Raw genomic sequence first — 25,056 nt, 5'->3', positions numbered from 1 at the left:
CGCGCGCATTCAGCGCACGGCCCGGTCGAGTTCGGGGTAGTGCCGGAAGATGCCCGTTTCGTTGAACGGCAGCCGCCGCTCCGAGGCGAGATAGGCGGCGATATTCGGGCGTTTCGCCACGGCGTCGCGCAGCGCAACGACATGCGGATAGTGATCCGCGAAGTGCTTCGTCGCCTTTGGAAACGCATAGTGCAGACCCTCGACGATCTGAAACATCGACAGATCGACATAGCTGGGCGCGTTGCCCACCATGTGGCGCGGGCCGTCCGGATTCTGTGCGAGCACGCGCTCGAAATAACTCATGAATTTCGGAATGCGATGCGCGATGAAATCCGCCGAGCGCGCCTTGGCTGCGTCTTTCTGGTCCTCGTAGTAGAGGCCGCTTGCGATCGGATGATGCGTGTCGTGCGCCTCGGTCACGAGGTCCGCGATCGTGAGCTGCAGGCCGTTCGCGACGATGCGCAAGCCCTCGTCGCGCGGCGCGAGCTTGAGCTTCGGGCCGAGATAGAAAAGGATATTGGCGGTTTGCGGCACGATCAGGTCGCCGTCCTTGAGAAAGGGCGGGGCGTAAGGCGGATACGGCTCGTCGCTCTCCAGTTCGCCCATCATCGCGCCGATGCCGAAGCCGTCCTTCTTCTCGCCACGCGCCACGTCCACGTAGGGCGCCTGCGCCTCCTCCAGCGCGAGCCGCACGAATTCGCCCCGGCCCTGCAGACCGTCCCAGTAATAGAGCTCGTATGCCATCGGTCGTCCCCTTGCGTTCATGGCCGTGCTCGCCACGGCCTGCGCGGCCGCTGCCCACGCAACGGACAGCAACGCACAGTATCGCTCGCAACGGTCGCGCCTGGTACGCGCGTGGCGTGCGCGCGCGAGATGGCGCAAGGGCGCCGCGCGCAGAAACGCAAAAAGCCCCGCCGCAGGCGGGGCCGGTGGCCGGGAGCGCCGGCGCACAGGGGATCGGGTCGGGGCGCGCGGCCCCTGGGCGCCGGGTCATCCGAACAGGCGCTGCACGCCCCAGGTGATCGCGAGACCGCCGCCGACCAGCCAGAGGTAGATGATGAAACCGGCGGTCAGCGCGCGCGGACCGGCCTGGCGGATTTGCGAGACGCGTGTTTCGATGCCGAGCGCCGTCATCGCCATGGTGAGCGCGAAGGTGTCGAGCGTGTTGACCGCGTGGGTGGCCGTTTCGGGCAGCACGTGGAGCGAATTCACGATCACGAGCGCGAGGAAGCCGAGCGCGAACCAGGGCACCGCGAGCTTGCGCGCGCCGCCGTGGCTGGCGTGGCCGTCGGCCGTTGCCTTGCTGCGCGCCGCGCCGTTGAGCCACACGCCGAGCACGAGCAGCACCGGCACGAGCAGCATGACGCGCGTCATCTTGACGATGGTGGCGATGTGCGTGGCCTCGGGGCTCACATTGCTCGCCGCGCCCACCACCTGCGCGACCTCGTGAATCGTGCCGCCGAAGAAGAGCCCGGCGCCCAGCGTATCGAGGTGCAGCCAGCCTGCGCGGAACAGCACCGGGTAGAGGAACATCGAAAGCGTGCCGAACAGCACGACGCTACCCACGGCCATGGCGCTCTTGTGCGGCTTCGATTGCAGCGTGGATTCGAAGGCGAGCACGGCCGCTGCGCCGCAGATCGCGCTCCCGGCCGCGGTGAGAATGGCGGTGTCGCGGTCGAGCTTGAGGAGCTTCATGCCGACCCAGGTGCCGATCACGAGCGTGCTCACGACGATCACGACCGATTCGACGAGCCCCGGCACGCCGACCTGGGCGATTTCCTGCAGGCTCACGCGCAGCCCGAAGAACGCCACGGCGATGCGCAGCAGCTTGCGCGCGGAGAAGTTCACGCCGGCGGCCCAGCTTTCGGGCATGCCGTCGCGCAGCGCATTGCCATAGATCGCGCCCGCGACGATGCCGACGATCAGCGGGCTCATGCCGAGCCCGGCGATGGCGGGCAGCGAAGCGACGCTGGTGACGGCGGCCGCAAAAAGCGCGACGAACAGTACGCCGTTGAGCTGCCCGCGGGTGGACGGCGATGCGTGCGCAAGACTGGGTGTAGACATGACGGCCTCTCTACCGGGCGAGCCGGTCGAAAAATGGGGTAGCGAACAGGTCGCTATCGAATGGCCTAATCCTAATTTAGATATATCGATATGAAAAATCGTGATTTGTGAAGTAATATATAGGACAACACGATGGTTTTCCACGATGACCCCGGAACAACTGATAACTTTCGCTGCAGTCGCCGAGCATCTCAATATCAGTCGAGCTGCACTGGCATTGCATTTGTCGCAACCGGCCGTCTCGGGCCAGTTGCGGCTGCTGCAGGAGGAGATCGGCGAGCCGCTGTATCAGCGCGACGGCCGTGGGGTGCGCCTCACGCCCACGGGCGAGCAGCTCGCGGGCTACGCGGCGCGCCTGCGCGACACCTGGCGCGACGCGCTCACCTACCGCGACGCCTTGCGCGGCCTCGAGCGCGGCACGCTGCGCATCGGCGCGACCACCACGCCCGCGAGCTACCGGCTGCCGTATCTGATGGCGCAATTCCACGGCTGCTATCCGCAGGTCAAGCTCGAAACGTCGAGCGGAAATACGACGGACGTCGCGGGCATGCTCGGCGCGGTCGATATCGCGCTGATCGAGGGGCCGGTGGGCGAGCAGTTGCCGCCAGATACCGCCGTGCATCCCTGGCACCAGGACGAAATCGTCGCGATCGTGCCGCGCTCTCACGCGCTGGCGTCGCAGCTCGACGCGCAAGGGGAGGCGGCCGCAGCGATGCCGGCCATTACGGTGGAAGCGCTCGCGCAGTGGCCGCTGGTCCTGCGCGAGGATGGTTCGGGCGTGCGCCAGGTGGTCGAGCGCGCGTTCGCGCGCGCGGGCGTGCCCATGCGCGTGGCGCTGGAGATCGCAGGCGTGGAGGGCGTGAAGGAGGCGGTGCGGGCGGGCATGGGCATCGGTTTCGTTTCGGCCATGTCGATGCGTCATGAGAACGGCGCCTTGCGGCAGATCCGCCTTGGCCCGGAACCGCTCGCGCGGCGCTTCTCGATCCTGGTGCCGCACGCGGGCGCGGCTTCGCGCGTCGCGCAGCGCTTCCTGGAACTGTGTCTCGCCGATGTTCCGGGCGCCTGATCCACCAGACCCAGGGCAATCCAGAATGGCGGCCCGAGCGGCTAGCGCGCACTATCCGCCCTAATCACCCGGCGCGCAGGCGCTTTTTTTCGGGCTGGATTTGGAACCGGTTCCAAGAAGAGCAAAGTGTGCGGCGGCAGGCAACGGGAAGACGGCAATGGCGGAAGTAGCAATCGTGGCAAGCGCGTTCGGCGCGCAGGCAATCAGGCGTGACGGTCACGCGGCATGGAGCCGGCCGGCACGGCGCGCGGGCGCGCAGGCGTTCGAGGTGCGGCGCGAGCTGATGCACGACGCCGACACGCAGCCCGAAGCGCTGCGCGCGCTCGGAACGGCGCTTGCGGACGAGGGTTTGTGGCGCGTGTGGTCCACCCCGGACGCGCTGTATGGCGAGGATGGGGCGCTCGACGAGGCGGCACTTGGCGCCGCTGTCGCCGCGGGACGGGCACTCGGTGCGCGTTTCGTGAAGCTGCAGCTGGGCGGTTTCGCGGGCGACGCCAGCGCGGCGCGCCTCGCGAGCCTGCTCGAAGCACTGGGTGCGCGCACGGGCGACGCCGTTGCAGCGGGCAACGGCCCGCGCGTCGTCGTCGAGAACGGCCAGCTCGAGCAGGGCGGCAAGCTCGACCAGTTCATCGGCCTCTTCAACGCGCTGCGCGATGGCGGTGCGCCGGGCGTGATCGGCATGACATTCGACATCGGCAACTGGCAATGGCCGGGCGAGCCGCCGCTGCTCGCCGCCGCCGCGCTCGCGCCGTACGTCGAATACATCCATTGCAAGGCCGTGGTGGGCGAGGGCGCGCGCCGCTTCGCCGCCGCGCCGGGCGACGACGACACGCTGTGCCGCGCCGCACTTGCGCTGCTGCCGACACACGTGCCGCGCGGCATCGAGTTTCCGTTCGATCCGGCGCGCGTGGACGCCGCCGCCGCGCATTACGTCGAGTGGCTCGCGGCCGCTTGAAGCCTCGAAGCCGAGCCCCAGTCTCCCCATCCGATTCATCAGGAACGCATCTCATGACCGAAGCACTCGATGTCATCACCTACGGCGAAGCAATGGCGATGTTCGTCGCCACGGAGCCGGGGTCGCTTGCCCAGGTCGCGCATTTCACGAAACGCGCGGCGGGTGCGGAGCTCAATGTCGCGACCGGCCTCGCGCGCCTCGGTTTCAAGGTGGGCTGGATGAGCCGCGTGGGCGCCGATTCGTTCGGCCAGTTCGTGCGCGACGTGCTCGCACACGAAGGCATCGACGCGCGCTGCGTGAGCACCGACACGCGCTTTCCGACCGGCTTCCAGCTCAAGTCGAAGAACGACGACGGCAGCGATCCGGCTGTCGAATATTTCCGCCGCGGCTCGGCGGCGAGCAAGCTCTCGGCTTGCGACTATCAGGCCGACTATGTGCTCGGCGCGCGCCATCTGCACCTGAGCGGCGTGGCGCCCGCGATCTCTTCCTCTTCGCGCGAACTGGCGTTCAAGCTTGCACACGAGATGCGCGCCGCGGGCCGCACAATCTCGTTCGACCCGAATCTGCGCCCCACGCTCTGGGGCTCGCAAGCCGAAATGATCGGCACGCTCAACGAACTCGCGAGTTTCGCCGACTGGGTGCTGCCCGGCGTCGGCGAAGGCCGCGTGCTGACGGGCTCGGACGACCCGGAAGCCATCGCGCAGTTCTATCTTGCGCGCGGCGCGCGCGGCGTGATGGTGAAGCTCGGCGCAGAGGGCGCGTACTACGCCACGGCCGAAGGCGAGCAGGGCCGCGTCGCAGCGCAGCGCGTGGAGCGCGTGGTCGATACCGTGGGCGCCGGCGATGGCTTCGCCGTGGGCGTGGTGAGCGCGCTGCTCGAAGGACGCCCGCTTGCTGCGGCCGTCGCTCGCGGCAACCGCATCGGCGCGCTGGCCGTCCAGGTGATCGGCGACTCGGAAGGTTTGCCGACGCGCGCGCAGCTCGATGCGCTCGAAGGCGCGCAAACGCAGGTTGCCGCGGCAGCCGCATAGCGGAACAAGGGGCGCCACGCAAAGCGTATTCGCATGCGGCGCGCCAGATGACATGAGACCAGAGGGCGGCACTGTCAGGTACCGAGCCCCAATCAACTGGAGACACCGATGACCTCAACCTCGCTCGCACCGCGCCGCTGGTGGGCAATCATGCCCGTCGTGTTCATCACGTACAGCCTCGCCTATCTCGACCGCGCCAACTACGGCTTCGCCTCGGCGGCCGGCATCAACCGCGATCTCGGTATCAGCCCGGCGCTCTCGTCGCTGATCGGCGCGCTGTTCTTCCTCGGCTACTTCTTCTTCCAACTGCCGGGCGCCATGTATGCGGAGCGCCGCAGCGTGCGCACGCTCGTGTTCGCGAGCCTCGTGCTGTGGGGCGGCTGCGCGGCGCTCACGGGCGTCGTCACGAACATCCCGTCGCTCATGGCGATCCGTTTCGTGCTCGGCGTGGTCGAAGCGGCCGTGATGCCCGCCATGCTCATCTTCATCAGCAACTGGTTCACAAAGAAGGAGCGCTCGCGCGCCAACACGTTCCTGATCCTCGGCAATCCGGTCACGGTGCTGTGGATGTCGGTCGTCTCGGGCTATCTCGTGCATGCCTTCGGCTGGCGCCACATGTTCATCGCCGAAGGCGTGCCGGCTGTCGTGTGGGCCGTGTGCTGGTGGTTCCTCGTGCGCGACAAGCCCTCACAGGTCACCTGGCTCTCCGACGATGAAAAGCGCGCGCTCGACGCCGCGATGCGCGCCGAGCAGGCCGCCATCAAGCCGGTGCGCAACTACGCCGAGGCGTTCCGCACGCCTGCCGTGATGCTGCTCTCGGCGCAGTACTTCTGCTGGAGCATTGGCGTGTACGGCTTCGTGCTGTGGCTGCCCTCGATCGTGAAGAATGGCTCGGCGCTCGGCATGGTCGAAACGGGCTGGCTCTCCGCCGTGCCGTATCTCGCGGCGACCATTGCGATGCTCGCCGCCTCGTGGGCATCGGACAAGCTCGACAATCGCCGTGCCTTCGTGTGGCCGTTCCTGCTGGTCGGCGCGCTGGCCTTCGCGCTCTCCTACGCGCTCGGCTCGACGCACTTCTGGGTATCCTACGCGCTGCTCGTAGTGGCGGGCGCGGCGATGTACGCGCCGTATGGCCCGTTCTTCGCGATCGTGCCGGAACTGCTGCCGAAGAACGTCGCCGGCGGCGCGATGGCGCTGATCAACAGCATGGGCGCGCTCGGCTCGTTCGTCGGCTCCTATGTGGTCGGGTATCTGAATGGCGCGACGGGCTCGCCTGCGGCATCCTATGCGTTCATGAGCGCGGCTCTGCTCGTTTCGGTGGGCCTCACGCTCGCCGTCAAGCCGCAGCGCGACGCCGCCCGTGGTTATGCATCGCCGGCACACGGAAAATAACTCTCTTTTCTAGCGCACTTATGAAGCCGAAAATCGTTGTCTACAAAGCCTTGCCCGCCGATGTCGCCGACTATCTGCGCGAGCATGCCGAACTGATTGACGTCGACGCAGACCAGCCCGGCGCACTCGCCGCCGCGCTAAAAGACGCCGACGGCGCGATCGGCGCGAGCGTGAAGATCACGCCGGCGATGCTGGACGGTTCGCGCGTGAAGGCGCTCTCCACGATCTCCGTGGGCTACGACCAGTTCGATGTGCCCGATCTCACGAAGCGCGGCATCGTGCTCGCCCACACGCCCGACGTGCTGACCGAATCGACGGCCGACACCGTGTTCTCGCTCATCCTCGCGAGCGCACGCCGCGTGGTCGAACTGGCCGACTGGGTCAAGGCGGGCCACTGGAAGGGCAGCATCGGCGCGGCGCAATTCGGCGTGGACGTGCAGGGCAAAACGCTCGGCATCGTGGGGCTCGGGCGCATCGGCGGCGCCGTCGCGCGCCGCGCGGCACTCGGCTTCAACATGAAGGTGCTCTACACGAACCGCAGCCCGAACGAAGCGGCCGAACGCAACTATGGCGCGCGCCGTGTCGAACTCGACGAACTGCTCGCAAGCTCGGACTTCGTGTGCCTCCAGGTGCCGCTCACCGACGCCACGCGCCACCTGATCGGCGCAGAGCAGCTGAAGAAGATGAAGAAGAGCGCGATTCTCATCAACGCCTCGCGCGGCGCGACCGTCGACGAACAAGCGCTGATTGCGGCGCTCGAAGCGGGCACGATCCACGGCGCGGGCCTCGACGTTTTCGAGCGCGAGCCGATCGATCCCGCGTCGCCGCTCCTGAGCATGCCGAACGTGGTGGCGCTGCCGCACATCGGCTCGGCGACGCACGAGACGCGTCACGCGATGGCGCGCTGCGCAGCGGAGAACCTCGTCGCGGCGCTCGCTGGCACGCTCGACGTGAACGTCGTCAACCGCGACGTGCTCGCGCGATGAGCGCGGGTCCGGGCAGCACGGATCACGCTGAACAGGGCGCCGCGGCCACGGCGCCGCGCCGCGCGACCATCAGCGACGTCGCGCGTGAAGCCGGCACCGGCAAGACCAGCATCTCGCGCTATCTGAACGGCGAGCTGGGCGTGCTTTCGCCCGACCTGCGCGCGCGCATCGAAGCGGCGATCGAGCGGCTCGACTATCGCCCCAACCAGATGGCGCGCGGCCTCAAGCGCGGCCGCAACCGTCTGCTCGGCCTGTTGCTCGCCGATCTCGCCAATCCTTATTCGGTGGAGATTCTGCAGGGCGTGGAGGAGGCGTGTCACGCGCTCGGCTACATGCCGCTTATCTGCCACGCGGCGAACGAAATCGACATGGAGCGGCGCTATCTTCAGCTGCTCACCACGTATCGCGTCGAAGGCGTGATCGTCAATGCACTCGGCGTGCGTGAATCGATGTTGAAACCCGTGGCCAGCGGCGGCATTCCGGCCGTGCTGATCGACCGTACCGTCGACGGCCTGGATGCGGACATGGTCGGCCTCGACAACGCGGCGGCCGTACGCCTCGGCACGGAGCATCTGCTTGCGCGTGGCTACGACGACATCGTGTTCGTCGTGCAGCCGTTCGAGCAGGTAAGTTCGCGGCGCGAGCGCGAAGCGGCGTTTCGCGAGTCGATGCAGGCGACGAAGGGCGCGGCGCGTGGCCTCACGCACGTGCTCGATCTCCACGATGAAGCCGCCGTGCAAGCCGCGCTCGCCACGCTCGACACCCACGTGGCCCAGGCGCTCGCGCGCGGTGCGCGTTGCGCATTGTTCGCGGCCAACGCGCCGGTGGCGCTGCGCCTCGCCTTGCATCTGAAAGCGGCGCTCGGCGCGCAGTGGCAACAGCGCGCGGCGCTCGTCGCCATTGACGATCCGGAGTGGGCCGAGCTTGCCGGCATTACGACGATCCGCCAGCCTACGCGCGAGATTGGTTATCGCGCGGTGGAGTTTCTGCACGAGCGCATCGAGGGCGCGGCGCCCAAGGCGCGCGCGGCGGCGTTCGAGGGCGAACTGGTCGTGAGGGCTTCGACGCTGGGGTGACTATGGCGCGGGCACTCGTTTCGTGCTGACGGAGAGGTCCGACGGTGCGATTCCTGGTCTCGTGCGCAACCAGGGCTGCGCGCAGGCGCCGATATCTGCGATCATTCGGGCTGCGGCGCGCGTGCGTGCGTGCCGAACGTCATAAGGAAGCCCATGTCCGTAGCTCCGGTCACGCTCGTCTGCCTCTCGCTCGCGACGCTGTTCGTCGCCGCCTTGCCCGTATCGCTCTATCGCCGGCTGCGCGTGCCATTCGCGCTCGACTGGCGCGATACGATCGCAGGCGTCGCCATCTTCGCGTTTTTCGCGACTGTGATCGAGCGCGCCATCAACGACTACCTGCTGCACGAGAACGCCGCCGTCGCGCAGGTGCTTTCGAATCCCGTTTTCTTCGTGCTGTACGGGGCGCTCGCCGCGGGCGTGTGCGAGGAGGTCGGGCGCTATATCGCCATGCGGCTCATCGCGCGCCGCGGCGCACGCAAGCCCAACGCCCCCACTGACGGCGCGGCGTTCGGCTACGGCATCGGCCATGCGGGTGCGGAGGCGTGGTTCGTCGGCGTGCTCGTGCAACTGCAGTGGATCGTGTTCGCGGTGCTCGCGAATCGCGGCGATCTCGACGAGCATCTGTCCAATCTCACGATGGACTCGGTCTTGCGCGTGCATCTGATTCTCGCTAGCCTTTCGCCGCTTTTCGCGGGCGTGTTCGCGCTAGAGCGCACGGCCGCGTTCGTGTTTCAGATTGCCTTGTCGGTGCTGATGTGGCGCGGCGTGCGCGCGGGATGGAAGGGGATTTTGCCGCTCGCAATCCTCGTGCACGCGCTCATCGACGTGCCTGCCGCGATGTACCAGGCGCAACTCGTGCCGCTCGTGGCCGTGGATGGTTTGTACGTGGTGGCGGCTGTGGTGGTCGCCGTCGTGCTTTTCAGGACGTGCCGCCAGCAGCGGCGCGTCGCACGCGCGGCGTGAGTGCGCGCGTCTCACTCTTTTTTCTGGCGTCAATGGAAGCCTATCTGTTTGAATGCGCGAGCCCCGATTTCGACGAGCTCGCCCGCGTGATCGCCGACATCTTTCCAGAGCAGACGCGCTTTGCCGAAGAGCCGAACGAGAACGGCGTGCCGCAACTGGTCGTGCACTGGGTGGCGATGCGCTTCGGCTCGAAGGCGCGCCGCATGGCGCTCACGGTCGCCATCGCGCCCGCCGCGCTCGCACGCTATCGCGCACTGCCGCCGCGGCTGCGCGGTCGCAGCTTCGCGGTGTTGCGCGCCTACGTGGAGGCGACGATCGAATCGCTCGAGGAACAGCACGCGAAGGGCGAAGACGTGCCGCGCGAGGTGACGATCGCGCTGGACGAAGAATTTGCGTAAAGCGTGTGCTCGAAGCGATGGGCGCAGCGCGCCCGCTCAGCGTTGCGCTGGGACTTAGTCGGCGAGCTTGTAGACTTTGGCGAAGCGTGCGGCCTGCACGACGCCATAGTCGCCGGGCGCGTACTGCATGACCCAGTCGCCGGCCACGCCGCTGAGCCGGTCGCCGCCGGCCGAACGCACGAGCGTGAACGGCTCGTCCATGCGCCTTGCGAGCACCACGACCTGGCGGTTGCGATACGCGCCTGAGTCGCCGTGGGCGAGGGTATCGCTCGCCGGCAGGTACTTCGCATCGAATCGATCGCGCGAGACGACCCAGCGATCGCCGGTCGAACCGGTGATGATCGCGTCGCCCGGCGCATAGCGGTTCGGGCCTTCGAGGCTCATCAGCTCGCCGGCAAGGGCTGCGAACTCGACGCTCACGGTTTCGTCCTTGACGACGCGCTGTGCGGCGGGGTCGACACGCAGGTCGAGTTGGGTCAGTTCAATCATGGCGGCAGCAGCGGACCTGCTTCACAAAAAACGGCTTTCAAAGTAGCAACGGCCGGGCGGAACTGCCCGGCCGTTGCGCGGTCCGCAAGGGTACCCTGGATCGGGCCGTCGCGCACGCATGGGAGCGCGGCCCGACTGGCGGGTTACTCCGTCTTACTGCGCGGCCGGCGTGCTGGCCGCTTCGGTGTCGCTGGCTGCGGCGCCTGCGGACGGCTTCGCCTTGCCCTTGTGCTTCGGATGGCCCGGGTTGCCCGACGGGCCGTGCTCATTGCCGTGGCGGAAGGACTGATCGGCGAGCTTCTTCTGTTCCGGCGAGAGGCTGGTATAGAGCGGCTCGAACGCCGAGACGAGCTTCTGCATGTCGTCCGCGTGCGCCTGGGCGATCTGCGCGTACTGCTTCATGTCGTCGAGCGCGTTGCGCGAGCTTTCGCTTTCCGCACGCTGCTTGAAGAGACTTGCCATGGTCTCGCCGTTGCTGCGCATGACGTCGGCGAACGCCTTCCATTGCGGCTCTTGCTCGGGCGTGATCTTGAGCTGCGTATGCAGCCACGTGATGCGCTCCTCGACGCGCTGCTGATGCTGCGCGGCGCGCACGTCGGCGCTCGACGCGGCCGCGGCGGTTGCCGAAGCGGCCGGCGCGGCGCTCTGCGCGAACGCGCCGCTCATCGTGAGCGAGGCGGCAAGGATGACGAAAGCTTTCTTCATTGTGACTCCTTGAATCATTTCGTAGCGGGTAGCATGGCCAGAAGGGCTGCAGCCGTTATTAGTACCACGTTCTCGCTACGCCACGCCCCGGCTGCGACACTTGCTTACAAACGAAACGCGTGGAAATACCCGTCGCGCATGGCTTGCACGCCGCGAGCGCCGCCCGGCGCGCGCAGCCACGCGCGATAATGACGCCGTTCAGACTTCCCATACAGACCGCCGCCCGATGAGACCTCCGCGCCTCGATCAACTCGACGACCTCGACCGCAGCCTCGTCGCGCTGCTGCAGGAAAACGCGCGCGAAAGCGTCGCGAATCTCGCACGGCGCCTGGGCGTCGCGCGCACCACGGTGCTTGCGCGCATCGAGCGTCTCGAACGCACACAGGTGATCGCCGGCTACGGCGTGCGCCTGGGTCAGGACGTGCTCGACGCGAGCCTGCAGGCGTGGGTCGGGCTCATCATCGCGCCGCGCCATGGACCCGATGTGCAAAAGCGCCTCGGCAAGATGCCCGAAGTGCAGTTGCTGTGCGCGGTGAGCGGCGAGTACGACTACGTGGCGTGGCTGCGCGCCGATTCGCCCGACCGCCTCAACGATCTGCTCGACCAGATTGGCGGCATGCCCGGCGTGGAGCGCACGACGACGTCGATCGTGCTCGCGCGCAAGGTCGATCGCGGCTCGGTGACAGGCTGAATCGAGGGCTGAACCGCGGGCCGAACGACGAGGCACTCGCCATCGAAATGGAATGATTTCGTCATTTCGACGAAACTGATCGTCATAATGACGAAAATCGCGGTCGAAACGCATCGTTTTGCGTCTATGAACCGTATTTGTCTCTCCCTAGACTGTGTTTGAGCGGGCGCTGCCCATCCCCCAAGCATAGAAAACCAAAGGAGATGACACATGAAAGTTGCGATTGCAGGCGCCGGCCTGATCGGCCACACCATTGCCCATATGCTGCGCGAGAGCGGCGACTACGAAGTCGCGGCGTTCGACCGCGACGCGAAGGCGCTCGAGCCGCTCGCGGCGCAGGGCATCCCCACCGCACGTGTCGATTCTGGCGACGCCGCCGCGCTGCGCGGCGCGCTGGAAGGCTACGACGTGCTGATCAACGCGCTGCCGTATTACCTGGCGGTGAACGTCGCCTCGGCGGCGAAGGGCGCGGGCGTCCATTACTTCGACCTGACCGAGGACGTGCGCGCGACCCACGCGATCCGCGCGCTGGCCGAGGGTGCCGAGCATGTCTTCATGCCGCAGTGTGGTCTCGCGCCCGGCTTCATCGGCATTGCGGCGCATGCGCTCGCGAGCCGCTTCACCGAGATCCGCGACGTCAAGATGCGCGTTGGCGCGCTGCCCCAGTTCCCCACCAACGCGCTCAAGTACAACCTCACGTGGAGCGTGGACGGTCTCATCAACGAGTACTGCCAGCCGTGCGAAGCGATCCGTGAAGGTCGCACGCAGTGGGTGCAGCCGCTCGAAGGTCTCGAGCATTTCTCGCTCGACGGTGTGGAGTACGAGGCCTTCAATACCTCGGGCGGTCTGGGCACGCTCTGCGAGACGCTTTCGGGCAAGGTCGAGTCGCTCGACTACAAGTCGGTGCGTTATCCGGGTCATCGCGCGTTCATGCAGTTCCTGCTCGAAGACCTGCGCCTATCCAGCGACCGCGACACGCTCAAATCCATCATGCGCCGCTCGGTGCCCGCTACGGAGCAGGACGTCGTGCTCATCTTCATGACCGTGACCGGCATGCGCGACGGCAAGCTCGTGCAGGAAGTGTTCACGCGCAAGATCTTCGCGAAGACGGTGTGCGGCGTGCCCATGAGCGCGATCCAGATCACCACCGCCGGCGCCATGTGCGCGGTGCTCGATCTGTTCCGCGAAAAGCGTCTGCCGCAAGCTGGGTTCGTGCGCCAGGAGCAGGTGTCGCTCCAGCAGTTCCTCGCGAATCGCTTCGGTCAGGTGTACGAAGGCGCGACGCTCAACAGCCGCGCGAAAGTGGCGGCCTGAAATCTCAGGTCGATGCCGTTGCCGACACGATGCGCTGTAGCAAGGCGTCGTAGTCGGCCGCGGCGGGCGCGCTGTTGTCGAAGAGCAAAAGGCCGTCGAGTTGCGCGCCCGACGGCATGAAGCGCCGCTGCCGGTATTCGTCCCAGTGAGCGAGCTTGTAGGCATCGATCGGATGGGCGCGCGCGACGATGCGCGCGTGCGCCGTTTCCTCGCTCGTATGCACCCACACCACGGTGAGCCCCACCTCCTGACCGACGCCGAGCCACGCGCGGTCGAACAGCTTGCGCTCGCGCACTTCGCGCGATACGGGCCGACCACTAGCGCGCTCACGCCAAGCTCCAGGTTTTCGCGCGCGGTGTCGATGAGCCCCCGGTACTCGGGTTCGCGAAAATGCTGCAGGAAGAGCGGGCTGTCGCGATCGTTCGGGTCGTGCGTGAGCGCGCCCATCGCGGCGGCGCTATAGGTGCCGTAGAGCGTGTCCTTGTCGAGCAGGCGGAACGGCTCGCCGGTCTCGCGGGCGAGCGGGGAGAACAGGCGTTTGGCGAGCGACGTTTTGCCGGCGCTACATCACGTTGATGATGCCAAAGCCGAGCGCAACGCCGATGCCGAGGATCCACGAGAAGTACCACATGGCCGTCGCTTCCTCTTTATGCCGGTTGCGAGCGCTGCCGCGCATTCCCCAAAGCATATAACAACGATGATCGATCCGGCGTCCGTACGGATATGATGGGCGCGAACCAGCAGCCAGAGGTCAGAAAAGGGGAAAGCGCCCATGCCGCCTTTGCCGTCGCGCGGGTCGATTGCGAGCCTCGCCGCTGCCTTCACGGTGGTTGCCGCGTTCGCACTCGGCGGCTGCGCCGAGGAGCAGCCGCAGCCCATGCCGTTCAAGCCCGTACCGGCCGAACGTATCCTGAAGCCGGGCTACACCGAGCCGGGCGAGGGCCTCGTGGCCGTGGACGTGCGCCGCGAGCGCACCCGCAACGTCATCGTCAAATTTCGCGACGCGCCCGTCTACCTCGACGGCGAGCGCGTGACCGACCTCATGGACGGCGAGCACGTCACGTTCTACCTCAAGCCGGGCGTGCACCGCATCGGCGTGACGACGCAGTTCGATCCCGTGATCGAGCTGCGCTTTCTCGTGGATCCGCGCTACACCAATCGCGCGGGTGTCACATTCGACAAGGATGACCGTATCGGCATCCGCCGCGTCGCGCAGTAGGCCCGCGGCAGTCCGGAAGACGGCCGGAAGACGGCCGCCGGTTCGCCGCCGCCGTTGCACGGCGGGCACGGGCAGTGCTCTCGAACGCCGGCCAGGCCCCGTCAGGCGGGCGCACGCCGCTGGGGCACCCGTCCAGACGCCGCCGGTCGACGGAACCCCTTAAACTTGGCAACCGGTGCAACTCGAAGCGGCGCGGGCGCGACCCGCCGCGCGGAAGAAAAGGAACATGCTAATCAACTGCGTCGCGTATCAAGGCGGCAAGAAACTGGCCGACGTCACCGTCGAAGCCATCAGCGACTATCTGGCGAAGCCCGAGTGTTTCGTCTGGGTCGCGCTAAAGGATCCCGACGCCGGCGAAATGGCGGCGATGAAGGAGGAGTTCGGCCTGCATGCGCTCGCCATTGAAGACGTGATGAACGGCAACCAGCGTCCGAAGATCGAGGAATACGGCGACACGCTCTTTTGCGTGCTCCACACCCTCGAACTCGACGACGACGGCGAAGTCATCATAGGCCAGGTGAACGTATTCGCCGGCCCCAATTTCGTGCTCTCGGTGCGCCACCGCGCGCAGCAGGGTTTCACCGACGTTCGCGCGCGCTGCGAGCGCGAGCCCGCGTTGCTGCGCGAAGGCTCCGGGTTCGTGCTCTACGCGCTCATGGACAGCGTGGTCGACCGCTACGCGCCGGTGCTCGAAACGCTCTCTGCCGAAATCGAGGAACTGGAGGACCGCATCTTCGACAAGCACGACCTCGCGGGCTCGCGCGCGATCATCGAGGATCTCTATTCGCTCAAGCGCCGTCTCGTGATCCTCGCGCATCACGTCACGCCGCTCGTCGATGCCGTCGGCAAGCTCGTGGGCGGCCGCATTCCGCAGGTCTGCGTGGGCATGCAGGCGTACTACCGCGACGTGTCCGACCATCTCGTGCGCGTGTCCAACATGATCGACGCTCGCCGCGAAATGATCGTCACGGCCATCCAGGTGAACCTCGGCATGATCTCGCTCGCGGAGAACGAGGTGACCAAGCGGCTCGGTTCATTCGCCGCGCTATTCGCCGTGCCGACGATGATCGCAGGTATTTACGGCATGAACTTCGAGCACATTCCGGAGCTACATTTCAGGTTTGGCTACCAGATCTGCCTCGCGGCCATGCTCGTGCTCGATATCTTCCTGTTTTTCCTGTTTCGTCGTATCAACTGGCTCTGAGGCGGCTCTGAGGCGGGGCGGGCGTTGCTGCGGCGCCGCATTGCCGGCAGCGACGCCAGTGACAGAGCGAAGTTGACATCGTTCAGCGCCTGCGCCGAGAATGGGCCGGCAGAAAACGTTTGCGCATAACCAGAAAGCAGGGCCCAGCCGGGCCCGACAAACCGGAGACTTCCAAAATGAACTCCCGCATTCGCCGCCGCATCCTCCTCGCCGCCAGCGCGCTCGCCACGACCGCCGTGACCGGCGCCTTGCCGCTCGCGGCCCGCGCACAGGCGCCTCACAAGCCGAAGGTCGCGCTCGTCATGAAGTCGCTCGCCAACGAGTTCTTCCTCACCATGGAGACCGGCGCGAAGGACTATCAGAAGCACAATGCTGACCAGTTCGATCTCATCACCAACGGCATCAAGAACGAGACCGATACCGCCGCGCAAATCCAGATCGTCGAGCAAATGATCGTCTCGAAGGTCGACGCCATCGTGCTCGCGCCCGCCGACTCAAAGGCGCTCGTACCCGTCGTGAAGAAGGCGGTGGACGCGGGCATCATCGTCGTGAACATCGACAACAAGCTCGACGCCGACGTGCTCAAGTCCAAGGACCTGAACGTGCCGTTCGTCGGCCCGGACAACCGCAAGGGTGCCCGCCTCGTGGGCGACTATCTCGCCAAGCGCCTGAAGTCGGGCGACCAGGTGGGCATCGTCGAGGGCGTTTCCACGACGACCAACGCGCAGCAGCGCACCGCGGGCTTCAAGGACGCGATGGACGCCGTGGGCGCGAAGATCGTCTCGACGCAATCGGGCGAATGGGAGATCGACAAGGGCAACGCGGTCGCCTCCGCCATGCTCAATGAATACCCGGACATCAAGGCGCTCCTGTGCGGCAACGACAACATGGCGATCGGCGCCGTGTCGGCCGTGCGCGCGGCGGGCAAGCAGGGCAAGGTGTACGTGGTCGGCTACGACAACATCGGCGCCATCAAGCCCATGCTCAAGGACGGCCGCGTGCTCGCCACCGCCGACCAGTACGCGGCAAAGCAGGCCGTGTTCGGCATCGACACGGCCCTGAAGGCGCTCAAGGAGCACAAGAAGCAGTCGGAGCTGTCGGGCATCGTCGAAACGCCTGTGGTGCTCGTCACGAAGTAAAGCGCTGCTGGCAGGCGCCACGGCGTGCCGCGGCGGTATTTGCGTGCGCAACGCAATAAACGCTCAAGAATCTCGCCGCGCAGCCGTTATTTGTACCGGGATGGCCGCATGGGCGGCCGTCTTCCGCTGTGTGGCGATTCGCTGCCCAGCGCGCCGTTCGCTGCACGCTCTACCGGAGCGTGCAGCGGCGGTGCGGACCCGCAGTATCCGGGCGGCGCGACTCACCGGTTGAACCCGGCGGCGCGGCTCGCGACTACAGGATCGTGATGGATGCAAATGTCCCCGACGTAGCGTCACCTGCGCCCGCCGTGCTTACGGTTACGGGCGTCGGGAAGACCTACGAGCAGCCGGTGCTCGCCGACGTCAGCCTCGCGCTGCACGCCGGCGAAGTGCTTGCGCTCACGGGGGAAAACGGCGCGGGCAAGAGCACGCTCTCGAAGATCGTGAGTGGCCTCACGGCGCCGAGTGCAGGCAGCATGACGCTGATGGGCCTGCCCTACGCCCCGGCGAGCCGCCGCGAAGCCGAGGCGCTCGGCGTGCGCATGGTCATGCAGGAGCTGAACCTGCTGCCCACGCTCACTGTTGCGGAGAACCTGTTTCTGGACCGGCTGCCGCAGTCGGGGCCGCTGCGGTTCGGCTGGATCGATCGCAGGCGGCTGCGTGACGACGCGCGGGCCGCGATGGCGCAGGTCGGGCTCGAAGCGATCGACCCCGACACGCCGGTCGGGGAGCTGGGTATCGGGCATCAGCAGCTCGTGGAGATCGCGCGCAACCTGATCGGCAGTGCCGGTGGTGCCGATGGCGGCGACATGCGCGTGCTGATCCTCGACGAGCCGACGGCCATGCTCACGGCCCGCGAGGTCGAGCTGCTGTTCGAGCAGATCGCGCGGCTCAAGGCGCGCGGCGTGGCGATCGTCTACATCTCGCACCGGCTCGAAGAACTCGAGCGCATCGCGCAGCGCGTCGCGGTACTGCGCGACGGCAAGCTCGTGCGCGTGGACGCCATGGCCAACCTTACGCCCGAGCGCATCGTCGCGCTGATGGTCGGGCGCGAGCTTGGCGAGCGCATCGATCTTGGGCAGCGGCGCATCGGCGCGCCGCTCCTGAAGGTGGACGGGCTCACGCGCGCGAAGGCCGTGCGCGACGTGTCGTTCGAAGTGCGCGGCGGCGAGATTTTCGGCGTTTCCGGGCTGATCGGCGCGGGCAGGACGGAGCTGATGCGGCTCATCTACGGCGCCGACCGCATGGAGCGCGGCACGGTGGCGCTGGCGCCCACGCCGGGCGCGGCGCCGCAGCCGGTGCAGATCGCCTCGCCCGCCGACGCGGTACGGCTCGGCATCGCGCTCATCACCGAAGACCGCAAGGGCGAAGGGCTGCTGTTGCCGCAGCCGCTCGCCGCGAACGTGACGCTCGGCAACGTGGGCGCGGTATCGCGCTATGGCGTGGTGGACGCGGCGCGCGAGAACACGCTGGCGCGCACGCAGATCGACGCACTGCGAATCCGCACGTCCGGACCCGCGCAGCCGGTGGGCGAGCTGTCGGGCGGCAACCAGCAGAAGGTGGTGATCGGCCGCTGGCTCGCGCGGGACATCACGCAGTCGATGCGCGTCGTGCTGTTCGACGAGCCCACGCGCGGCATCGACGTCGGCGCGAAGTTCGACATCTACGCGCTGATGGGCGCGCTCGCTCGCGAAGGCCGGGCGCTCGTGGTGGTGTCGAGCGACCTGCGCGAGCTGATGCTGATCTGCGACCGCATCGGCGTGATGTCGGCGGGGAAGATGACGGCCATCTACGGTCGCGACGAGTGGAGTCAGGACAAGCTGCTGGCCGCCGCGTTCGCGGGGCTGCGCGCCGAGGATGCGCTGGTCGCGAACGCGTGCGATCTGCCGGAGATGGGCGATGTGCCGCCACACGTGGACACGCGAAAGCCGCAGGAACGAAACGACGACCCACGAGGGAGCGCTTCATGACGAACGATCCGTTGCGCGGGCAACCGTCGCCGCAGGGTGACGATAGCGGTGGGCGAACCAGTTCGACCAAAATCGTGCCGGCCGCGGCGCCCGAGCCTGCGCCGCATGCGGTGCAGGCGAGCGGCAAGCCCGTGGGGACGCGCTTCGGCTTTTCGAACTACCTGGGCCTCGCGCTCGCGCTGATCGCGATGATCGTGTTGTTCTCGCTGCTGAGTTCACATTTCCTCACGTACGATACGTTCAGCACGATCGCTAACCAGATTCCCGATCTCGTGGTGATGGCCGTGGGCATGACCTTCGTGCTGATCATCGCGGGCATCGATCTTTCGGTGGGCTCGGTGCTCGCGCTCGGCGCTTCGGTGGTGAGCGTGGCGTCGCTCAAGTGGGGCTGGGGCGCGTTGCCGGCGGCGCTGCTCGGCCTCGTCGCCGCGGCGGCCACGGGCACGCTCACGGGCGCGGTGACGGTGGGCTGGCGCATCCCGTCGTTTATCGTCTCGCTCGGCGTGCTCGAAGCGGCGCGCGGGCTCGCGTACCAGATGACGAATTCGCGCACGGCGTATATCGGCGACGCGTTCGACTTTCTCTCGAACCCGATCGCATTCGGCATTTCGCCGGCGTTCCTGATCGCGGTGGCGGTGATGGTGATCGCGCAGCTCACGCTGACGCGCACGGTCTTCGGACGATATCTGATTGGTATCGGTACCAACGAGGAAGCGGTGCGCCTGGCGGGCGTCGATCCGCGGCCGTACAAGGTGATCGTGTTTGCGCTGATGGGCGCGCTTTCCGGGCTCGCGGCGCTGTTTCAGATTTCGCGCCTCGAAGCCGCCGATCCGAACGCGGGCGTGGGGCTGGAGCTGCAGGTGATCGCGGCCGTGGTGATCGGCGGCACGAGCCTGATGGGCGGGCGCGGCTCGGTCATCAGCACGTTCTTCGGCGTGCTGATCATCTCGGTGCTGGCCGCGGGGCTCGCGCAGATCGGCGCGAACGAGCCCACCAAACGGATCATCACCGGCGCGGTGATCGTCGTGGCGGTCGTGCTCGACACGTACCGCAGCAGGCGAAGTCGTAGAGGCAGCAGGGCATAACAATTTTTCGAGGGCGCGGTCCGCAACGCAGCGCGGGCCGGCGGAAATGACCGGGAAAGCGACGCCAGACCAAACCAACAACGGGCGCGCAGAGAGCCGGCAGCAACAGGGCAGCAAAAAAGCAGGAGCAACATAAATATGGCGACGATCAAGGATGTGGCCGCCGTGGCGGGGGTATCTTTCACGACGGTGTCGCATGTGGTGAACAATTCGCGTCCGGTGTCGGCGGACGTGCGGGCCAAGGTCGAACGTGCGATCCGCGACCTGAACTACGTGCCGTCGGCGGTGGCGCGCTCGCTCAAGGCGCGTGCGACGGCGACCGTGGGTCTGCTCGTGCCGAACGGCACCAACCCGTATTTCGCGGAGCTTGCGCGCGGCGTCGAGGACGCCTGCGCGCGCAAGGGCTACTGCGTGTTCTTCTGCAACTCGGACGACGACCCGGCCAAGCAGCGCAGCTACCTGCGCGTGCTGCAGGAAAAACGCATCGACGGCCTCATCGTCGCCTCGGCCGGTGACGACGCCGTGCTGGCCTCGACGCTTGCCGATGCCCGCGAGCCGATCGTCGTGATCGACCGCAACATCGAGGGGCTCGACGCCGATCTCGTGCAGATCGACCACGAGCGCGGCGCCTGGCTCGCCACGCGGCATCTGCTCGAACTCGGGCACTCGCGCATTGGCTGTATCACCGGGCCGGTGACAACCGCGGTGAGCGCGATGCGCATGCACGGCTTCCTGCGCGCCATGTCCGAGCGGGGCGTGGAGATCGCGCCGGGTGCGATCGTCGAAAACGACTTTTCCGGAGCGGGCGGATACCGCGCGGCGGCGCAACTGTTCGACAGCGTGCGGCCGACCGCGATCTTCGCCGGCAACGACATGATGGGCATCGGCGCCTTGCGCGCGGCCGCCGAGCGCGGCTTGCGCGTGCCGGGCGACTGCTCGATCATCGGCTTCGACGATATCGAACTCGGCAACTTCACCTGGCCCGCGCTCTCGACGGTCGGCCAGCCGGCTCGCGCGCTCGGCGACATGGCGGCGCTCACGCTGATCGAGCGCATCGCGAACGCGCGCGAGGAAGGCGCGAACGTGCGCGAAGAAGGCGCGAGGGCGCGGCGCCGCGTTATGCCGCCTACGCTCTTTCCTCGTGAATCGACGGGGCCCTGGGTCGGCGCTGAGGAGTACGCGCCGCTTGCGGCCTGAGGCAGGGTGGCCGTACCGAAGGCGCAAGCCATCGAGGAGGCATCGTGACGACTGACGCAGCCAAGCCGATCGGCGCTCGCGTGGCCGTGGTCGGCAGTCTGAATATGGATCTCGTCGCGCGTGCGCCGCGCTTGCCGGCTCCGGGCGAGACGCTCGCCGGCAATGCGTTTGCGCAGGTGGCCGGCGGCAAGGGCGGCAACCAGGCGGTGGCCGCGGCGCGCCTGGGCGCCCGGGTGGCGATGGTCGGCCGGGTCGGCGCCGACAGCAACGGCGAAGTGTTGCGCGCGGGGCTGGTCGCAGAAGGTATCGACTGTGGCGCGCTCGAAACGTCGCCGGGCGCGCCGACCGGCGTGGCGCTGATTGTCGTCGACGACGCGAGCCAGAATGCCATCGTCATCGTGGCGGGTAGCAACGGCGAGGTTACGCCCGAAACGATCGCGCGCCATGAGGCCGTGCTCGCGCAGGCCGACGTCGTGGTCTGCCAGCTCGAAACGCCCACCGACGCCGTGGCGGCCGCGCTGGCCGCCGCGCGGCGGCTCGGCAAGATCACCATCCTCAATCCCGCGCCCGCTACGGGGCCGCTGCCCGCGCAGTGGCTTCCGCTCATCGACTATCTCGTGCCGAACGAACTGGAGGCCGCCGCGCTCACCGGCTTGCCCGCGAGCACGCCCGAAGAGGCGGCGCGCGCGGCATTGGCGCTGCGCGAGGCGGGCGCCTGCAACGTGCTGGTGACACTCGGTGCGCAGGGCGTATGCGTGCTGCTCGACGGCGCCGCGCCCGCCCATCTGCCCGCGCCGCGCGTCAATGCGGTGGACACGACGGCGGCCGGCGACACCTTCATCGGCGGCCTGGCCGCGCGTCTGGCCGCCGGTGCCCCTGCGCTCGAAGCGATCGCTTTCGCATTGCGTGCGGCGTCCGTTTCCGTCATGCGCGCGGGCGCTCAACCTTCCATTCCCACGCTCACCGAACTCGCGGGCTGACCGTATCCGCGCATCTTGCTGCCGTAAGCCATAGCTGGCCCGGCGCGGCTTATTCGCGCCGCGCATGAATGGATTCCGCTAATACTTCATACCATATACACATTTCAAGCCCGTGAAATCCTGTGCCGTAAACGCCTCTTAGAGGGACAACTCGATGTCGGGCGCTGGGCCCGACCACACCACAAGCGTTGGGGGAGTCATGGGCAAGGGCATCAGTATCAAGGCGCGCATCGGCATCACAATGGGCTTTCTGGCGACGTTGATCGTCGCGATCAGTGCGGTCGGGTTGCTGGGCCTCACGCGTTCGAACGACGCGTATCGCGAGACCTTCACTGACCAGATGCCGAGTTCGCATGCGGTCAACCTCGCAGAGATCTACGCCGCGCGCGAGCGCCTCGCACTCGACCGGGCCGCCTTCGAGCTGGGTACGTCCGACGCCGCCGCGACGATCGACCGCGCGCGTATGCTGCGCGGCGTGTCGGACGACTTCTGGAAGAAGTACATGGCCTTGCCGCACGACGGCGAGGAAGCGCGCCTCGCCCAGGAAGTCGCGGCCCGGCGCGATACCCTGCACCAGATCGCGGACCAGTTCATGACGACCGTCCAGTCGGGCGACCAGGCGAAGGTCGTGGCGGGCGCCAAGGCGCTCAAGGAAGCCTACGACGGGCTCTCGAAGGCCGACGCCGTGCTCGACAAGTTCCAGATGACGCAAGCGCAGCAGGGCTTCGACGACGCCCAGGCCGCGTTCTCGCAACTGCGCATCGCGTGCATCGCGGCGCTGCTCGTGGGCATCGGCGCGGCCGCCTATTCGTTCTTCTCGCTGCGCCGCGCCATCGCGGAGCCGCTCGGCGAAGCGCTCGGCGCTTTCCATGCGATCGCCGCCGGCGATCTGCGCCGGCCCGTGGTCGTACGCCGCAACGACGAGATGGGCGAACTGCTGGGCGGTGTCGCGCAGATGCAGCGCAGCCTCACCGAAACGGTGCGCTCGGTGCGCTCGGGCACCGAATCGATTGCCACGGCCACGCGCGAGATCGCCGCGGGCAACCTCGACCTCTCGTCGCGCACCGAAGAGCAGGCTTCTGCACTTCAGGAGACCGCTTCGAGCATGGAACAGCTCACGGGCACCGTGAAGCAGAACGCCGACAACGCCCGCCAGGCCAGTGCGCTCGCCGCCAACGCCTCGGAAATCGCCAACAAGGGCAGTTCGGTCGTCAATCAGGTGGTCGGCACGATGGGCGACATCAACGACAGCTCCGCGAAGATCGCCGACATCATCACGATCATCGAGGGCATCGCGTTCCAGACCAACATCCTCGCGCTCAATGCGGCCGTCGAAGCGGCGCGCGCGGGCGAGGAAGGGCGCGGCTTCGCCGTGGTGGCGGGCGAAGTGCGCAGCCTCGCGCAACGTTCATCGGCGGCAGCCAAGGAGATCAAGGGGCTCATCGACACCTCGGTCGAGCGCGTGCAGGCGGGTTCGGCGCTGGTCGACGAGGCGGGCCGCACGATGACCGAGATCATCGCCGCGGTGCAGCGCGTGACCGACATCATGGGCGAGATCGCGGCGGCTTCGCAGGAGCAGTCGGGCGGCATCGACCAGGTCGCGCGCGCGGTCACGCAGATGGACGAGGTGACCCAGCAGAACGCGGCGCTCGTCGAGGAGGCCGCCGCAGCGGCGCAGTCGCTCGAGGACCAGGCCGGACGCCTGCGCGAGGCCGTCGCGGTGTTCAATCTGGAAGACGCAGCGGGAGGGGCGGCGCAGGTGAAGCCCGCGCCGGTGAAGCTCGCGCCGGCAGCCAGGGCGGCTTCCGTCTCCCGTGCTGTCACGCGCCCGGCATCGGCAGGCGGGGCTGCTGCGCCTGCTGCAAAGCGCGCGCCGCGCCGCGCTCCGGCTCCCGCCCAGCCGGCCGCACGGCCCGCGTCAACCCCGAGCGTGCCCGTTAGCGCTGTGGCGTCGGGCGCCGGTTCGAACGGCGACTGGGAAACCTTCTGAGATTCATCTGATCAGCCGCGCGGGCCGTCCGCGCACGCGAGCCAGCCGCTGCGCCCCAGCGGCTTTTTTACGCCTTTGACCCCGTTGTGCGGCCCCGCCGTGCGCCATGCGGGCGCCGTTACTGTACATTGTCAGCCGTGTCATCTGCGCGGCCTGCTCGGCGCGCTACACTGCGGCGCCCAGCGGTGCCCGCGAGCGGCAAGGCGTCGTGCTGGACGGTTCAGCGCGCGCCGATGCCCGAGCGCGATCCGTACGGGGTGGCGCCGCAAGGGGAAGGACCCGCGCCGCAGGGCAAGGGAGGGCGCACCGCGCCAGGCAGGACGGATTGCGCCGGCATCGAGCGCCGGCGCCGCATGACAGCACAAACAAGGAACCCGACATGACGCATGACGATCTCGTGCAACGCCTCGTGAATGCGCGCCGGCATCATCATCTGATCGAAACGCTGGAACCCGAGCGCGTGCCGCCGGACGCGGCCACGGCCTATGCGATCCAGCAGGCGGTGCTCGCCGGGCTCGAGATGACCACGGGCGGCTGGAAGGTCGGCGCGCGCGCGCCGGGCGGCCCCGCCTCCGGCGCGCCGATCCCGGCGCCGCTCGTGCACGCATCGCCGGCGCGCTTCGAGCGCCGCCACTTCTTCCGCATGCTCGTGGAACTGGAGATCGCCTTTCGTTTTTCGGAACCGATCGTCCCGCGCGCCGAAGCCTATGCGCGCGACGAGGTGCTCGCGCGCGTCGGCCAGATCCTGCCGGCCATCGAGATCGTCGATAGCCGTTTCGCGCAGTGGCCCAATGTCGCGCCGCTCGCCCAACTCGCCGATGCGCAGAACAATGGCGCACTCGTGACCGGCCACGCGCTGCCCTACCCAGCGCTTGCCCGCGTGCTCGATTTCGTCGCGCCGGAGCTCGAACTGACGTTCGACGGCGCCTCGCTCGTGCCGGAGGCGCCGGGCAACCCCGCTGGCGATCCGCGCGAACTGCTGGTCTGGTTCGTCAATCATTGCGCCGCAATGGGCATCACGATCGAGCCCGAATGGACCATTACGACCGGCACCTATGTCGGTGCGCATCGCATCGATACACCGGGTCTCCTGCACGGCCACATCGACGGGTTGGGGGAAGTCGAAGTCGAGTTCGTCTAGG

Annotated in this window: 23 protein-coding genes and 2 pseudogenes; 19 read left to right on the top strand and 6 right to left on the bottom strand. The window is 67.5% G+C overall.

Going from position 1 to position 25,056, the window contains the following annotated elements; genetic code table 11:
• Positions 1–9: 9 nt before the first annotated feature.
• Together M3A49_RS33945 and M3A49_RS33940 are read right to left on the bottom strand one after the other, a co-directional pair.
• Entirely contained in the window at positions 10–744 is a 735-nt protein-coding gene (locus M3A49_RS33945) for a glutathione S-transferase family protein (RefSeq protein ID WP_266232844.1), read from the bottom strand.
• Positions 745–990: 246 nt separating this feature from the next.
• Positions 991–2,064 (bottom strand): YeiH family protein, encoded by a 1,074-nt coding sequence (locus M3A49_RS33940; RefSeq protein WP_266232843.1) that lies wholly within the window; start codon positions 2,062–2,064, stop codon positions 991–993.
• A gap of 145 nt (positions 2,065–2,209) precedes the next feature.
• Here M3A49_RS33940 and M3A49_RS33935 point away from each other — a divergent pair, with 145 nt between their 5' ends.
• The 8 genes from M3A49_RS33935 (at position 2,210) to M3A49_RS33900 (ending at position 9,931) form a co-directional block, all read left to right on the top strand.
• On the top strand, positions 2,210–3,130 hold the full coding sequence (locus M3A49_RS33935; RefSeq protein WP_266232842.1) for a LysR family transcriptional regulator: 921 nt from the start codon (positions 2,210–2,212) through the stop codon (positions 3,128–3,130).
• Positions 3,131–3,287: 157 nt separating this feature from the next.
• The gene (locus tag M3A49_RS33930) at positions 3,288–4,085 is read left to right on the top strand and encodes a TIM barrel protein (protein ID WP_254352697.1); all 798 of its coding nucleotides are present in this window, start codon (positions 3,288–3,290) and stop codon (positions 4,083–4,085) included.
• 53 nt (positions 4,086–4,138) lie between these two features.
• Complete coding sequence (locus M3A49_RS33925) at positions 4,139–5,116, top strand: sugar kinase (protein WP_266232841.1); 978 nt, start codon at positions 4,139–4,141, stop codon at positions 5,114–5,116.
• A 108-nt stretch (positions 5,117–5,224) separates the two neighbouring features.
• Positions 5,225–6,508: an MFS transporter gene (locus M3A49_RS33920; protein WP_266232840.1), complete on the top strand. Its 1,284-nt coding sequence runs from the start codon at positions 5,225–5,227 to the stop codon at positions 6,506–6,508.
• A 20-nt stretch (positions 6,509–6,528) separates the two neighbouring features.
• Entirely contained in the window at positions 6,529–7,494 is a 966-nt protein-coding gene (locus M3A49_RS33915) for a 2-hydroxyacid dehydrogenase (RefSeq protein ID WP_254337657.1), read from the top strand.
• Positions 7,491–8,570 (top strand): substrate-binding domain-containing protein, encoded by a 1,080-nt coding sequence (locus M3A49_RS33910; RefSeq protein WP_266232839.1) that lies wholly within the window; start codon positions 7,491–7,493, stop codon positions 8,568–8,570. Before M3A49_RS33915 ends, M3A49_RS33910 begins: the two co-directional genes overlap by 4 nt.
• A 153-nt stretch (positions 8,571–8,723) precedes the next feature.
• On the top strand, positions 8,724–9,533 hold the full coding sequence (locus M3A49_RS33905; RefSeq protein ID WP_266232838.1) for a YhfC family intramembrane metalloprotease: 810 nt from the start codon (positions 8,724–8,726) through the stop codon (positions 9,531–9,533).
• 32 nt (positions 9,534–9,565) lie between these two features.
• Positions 9,566–9,931: a DUF3022 domain-containing protein gene (locus M3A49_RS33900; protein WP_266232837.1), complete on the top strand. Its 366-nt coding sequence runs from the start codon at positions 9,566–9,568 to the stop codon at positions 9,929–9,931.
• A 54-nt stretch (positions 9,932–9,985) separates the two neighbouring features.
• Here the strand turns inward: M3A49_RS33900 and M3A49_RS33895 are convergent, their stop codons facing one another.
• Both M3A49_RS33895 and M3A49_RS33890 read right to left on the bottom strand, forming a co-directional pair.
• Positions 9,986–10,420 (bottom strand): PGDYG domain-containing protein, encoded by a 435-nt coding sequence (locus tag M3A49_RS33895; protein ID WP_266232836.1) that lies wholly within the window; start codon positions 10,418–10,420, stop codon positions 9,986–9,988.
• A 153-nt stretch (positions 10,421–10,573) separates the two neighbouring features.
• Positions 10,574–11,125: a Spy/CpxP family protein refolding chaperone gene (locus M3A49_RS33890; protein ID WP_266232835.1), complete on the bottom strand. Its 552-nt coding sequence runs from the start codon at positions 11,123–11,125 to the stop codon at positions 10,574–10,576.
• Positions 11,126–11,351: 226 nt separating this feature from the next.
• On the opposite strand from M3A49_RS33890, the gene M3A49_RS33885 reads away from it, so the two are divergent.
• Positions 11,352–11,816 (top strand): Lrp/AsnC family transcriptional regulator, encoded by a 465-nt coding sequence (locus M3A49_RS33885; RefSeq protein WP_028207862.1) that lies wholly within the window; start codon positions 11,352–11,354, stop codon positions 11,814–11,816.
• A gap of 210 nt (positions 11,817–12,026) precedes the next feature.
• Positions 12,027–13,130, top strand: coding sequence for a saccharopine dehydrogenase family protein (locus M3A49_RS33880; RefSeq protein WP_266232834.1), 1,104 nt, complete (start codon positions 12,027–12,029; stop codon positions 13,128–13,130).
• Positions 13,131–13,134: 4 nt separating this feature from the next.
• Here M3A49_RS33880 and M3A49_RS33875 read toward each other — a convergent pair.
• Positions 13,135–13,664: pseudogene (locus M3A49_RS33875) on the bottom strand (AAA family ATPase).
• Positions 13,665–13,695: 31 nt separating this feature from the next.
• Positions 13,696–13,761, bottom strand: a pseudogene (gene cydX / locus M3A49_RS33870) (cytochrome bd-I oxidase subunit CydX); the annotation flags it as partial.
• Between the two features lie 141 nt (positions 13,762–13,902).
• Between cydX and M3A49_RS33865 the strand changes: the two are divergent.
• The 9 genes from M3A49_RS33865 (at position 13,903) to M3A49_RS33825 (ending at position 25,055) form a co-directional block, all read left to right on the top strand.
• Positions 13,903–14,349, top strand: a complete 447-nt coding sequence (locus tag M3A49_RS33865) for a hypothetical protein (RefSeq protein WP_266232833.1) — start codon at positions 13,903–13,905, stop codon at positions 14,347–14,349.
• A gap of 226 nt (positions 14,350–14,575) precedes the next feature.
• A complete protein-coding gene (gene corA, locus M3A49_RS33860; protein WP_266232832.1) occupies positions 14,576–15,553 on the top strand; it encodes a magnesium/cobalt transporter CorA in 978 nt (325 codons plus the stop codon).
• A 176-nt stretch (positions 15,554–15,729) separates the two neighbouring features.
• The gene (locus M3A49_RS33855; protein ID WP_266232831.1) at positions 15,730–16,692 is read left to right on the top strand and encodes a sugar ABC transporter substrate-binding protein; all 963 of its coding nucleotides are present in this window, start codon (positions 15,730–15,732) and stop codon (positions 16,690–16,692) included.
• A gap of 266 nt (positions 16,693–16,958) precedes the next feature.
• Positions 16,959–18,662, top strand: a complete 1,704-nt coding sequence (locus tag M3A49_RS33850) for a sugar ABC transporter ATP-binding protein (protein WP_266232830.1) — start codon at positions 16,959–16,961, stop codon at positions 18,660–18,662.
• On the top strand, positions 18,659–19,747 hold the full coding sequence (locus M3A49_RS33845; RefSeq protein ID WP_266232829.1) for an ABC transporter permease: 1,089 nt from the start codon (positions 18,659–18,661) through the stop codon (positions 19,745–19,747). The genes M3A49_RS33850 and M3A49_RS33845 overlap by 4 nt, the downstream gene beginning before the upstream one ends.
• Before the next feature lie 138 nt (positions 19,748–19,885).
• Entirely contained in the window at positions 19,886–20,944 is a 1,059-nt protein-coding gene (locus M3A49_RS33840) for a LacI family DNA-binding transcriptional regulator (RefSeq protein WP_254352681.1), read from the top strand.
• A gap of 44 nt (positions 20,945–20,988) precedes the next feature.
• Complete coding sequence (rbsK, locus tag M3A49_RS33835; RefSeq protein ID WP_266232828.1) at positions 20,989–21,924, top strand: ribokinase; 936 nt, start codon at positions 20,989–20,991, stop codon at positions 21,922–21,924.
• 199 nt (positions 21,925–22,123) lie between these two features.
• On the top strand, positions 22,124–23,914 hold the full coding sequence (locus M3A49_RS33830) for a methyl-accepting chemotaxis protein (RefSeq protein WP_266232827.1): 1,791 nt from the start codon (positions 22,124–22,126) through the stop codon (positions 23,912–23,914).
• A gap of 379 nt (positions 23,915–24,293) precedes the next feature.
• Entirely contained in the window at positions 24,294–25,055 is a 762-nt protein-coding gene (locus M3A49_RS33825) for a 2-keto-4-pentenoate hydratase (RefSeq protein WP_266232826.1), read from the top strand.
• Position 25,056: the final 1 nt, after the last annotated feature.

Origin of the sequence: Paraburkholderia sp. CNPSo 3076, assembly GCF_026343935.1 — a bacterium.
GTDB lineage: Bacteria > Pseudomonadota > Gammaproteobacteria > Burkholderiales > Burkholderiaceae > Paraburkholderia > Paraburkholderia nodosa.
The sequence above is the reverse complement of the archived record's forward strand: the minus strand, read 5'-3'. Positions and strand labels throughout refer to the sequence as shown.

Bases quoted from the DNA above. Each gene is read 5' to 3' on its own strand.
- M3A49_RS33825 (WP_266232826.1), top strand. From the start codon at position 24,294: ATGACGCATGACGATCTCGTGCAACGCCTCGTGAATGCGCGCCGGCAT.
- M3A49_RS33880 (WP_266232834.1), top strand. From the start codon at position 12,027: ATGAAAGTTGCGATTGCAGGCGCCGGCCTGATCGGCCACACCATTGCC.
- M3A49_RS33935 (WP_266232842.1), top strand. From the start codon at position 2,210: ATGACCCCGGAACAACTGATAACTTTCGCTGCAGTCGCCGAGCATCTC.
- M3A49_RS33855 (WP_266232831.1), top strand. From the start codon at position 15,730: ATGAACTCCCGCATTCGCCGCCGCATCCTCCTCGCCGCCAGCGCGCTC.
- corA (WP_266232832.1), top strand. From the start codon at position 14,576: ATGCTAATCAACTGCGTCGCGTATCAAGGCGGCAAGAAACTGGCCGAC.
- M3A49_RS33845 (WP_266232829.1), top strand. From the start codon at position 18,659: ATGACGAACGATCCGTTGCGCGGGCAACCGTCGCCGCAGGGTGACGAT.
- M3A49_RS33940 (WP_266232843.1), bottom strand. From the start codon at position 2,064: ATGTCTACACCCAGTCTTGCGCACGCATCGCCGTCCACCCGCGGGCAG.
- M3A49_RS33910 (WP_266232839.1), top strand. From the start codon at position 7,491: ATGAGCGCGGGTCCGGGCAGCACGGATCACGCTGAACAGGGCGCCGCG.
- M3A49_RS33830 (WP_266232827.1), top strand. From the start codon at position 22,124: ATGGGCAAGGGCATCAGTATCAAGGCGCGCATCGGCATCACAATGGGC.
- M3A49_RS33850 (WP_266232830.1), top strand. From the start codon at position 16,959: ATGGATGCAAATGTCCCCGACGTAGCGTCACCTGCGCCCGCCGTGCTT.
- M3A49_RS33865 (WP_266232833.1), top strand. From the start codon at position 13,903: ATGCCGCCTTTGCCGTCGCGCGGGTCGATTGCGAGCCTCGCCGCTGCC.
- M3A49_RS33840 (WP_254352681.1), top strand. From the start codon at position 19,886: ATGGCGACGATCAAGGATGTGGCCGCCGTGGCGGGGGTATCTTTCACG.
- M3A49_RS33895 (WP_266232836.1), bottom strand. From the start codon at position 10,420: ATGATTGAACTGACCCAACTCGACCTGCGTGTCGACCCCGCCGCACAG.
- M3A49_RS33945 (WP_266232844.1), bottom strand. From the start codon at position 744: ATGGCATACGAGCTCTATTACTGGGACGGTCTGCAGGGCCGGGGCGAA.
- M3A49_RS33885 (WP_028207862.1), top strand. From the start codon at position 11,352: ATGAGACCTCCGCGCCTCGATCAACTCGACGACCTCGACCGCAGCCTC.
- M3A49_RS33905 (WP_266232838.1), top strand. From the start codon at position 8,724: ATGTCCGTAGCTCCGGTCACGCTCGTCTGCCTCTCGCTCGCGACGCTG.
- M3A49_RS33920 (WP_266232840.1), top strand. From the start codon at position 5,225: ATGACCTCAACCTCGCTCGCACCGCGCCGCTGGTGGGCAATCATGCCC.
- M3A49_RS33915 (WP_254337657.1), top strand. From the start codon at position 6,529: ATGAAGCCGAAAATCGTTGTCTACAAAGCCTTGCCCGCCGATGTCGCC.
- M3A49_RS33930 (WP_254352697.1), top strand. From the start codon at position 3,288: ATGGCGGAAGTAGCAATCGTGGCAAGCGCGTTCGGCGCGCAGGCAATC.
- M3A49_RS33900 (WP_266232837.1), top strand. From the start codon at position 9,566: ATGGAAGCCTATCTGTTTGAATGCGCGAGCCCCGATTTCGACGAGCTC.
- M3A49_RS33890 (WP_266232835.1), bottom strand. From the start codon at position 11,125: ATGAAGAAAGCTTTCGTCATCCTTGCCGCCTCGCTCACGATGAGCGGC.
- M3A49_RS33925 (WP_266232841.1), top strand. From the start codon at position 4,139: ATGACCGAAGCACTCGATGTCATCACCTACGGCGAAGCAATGGCGATG.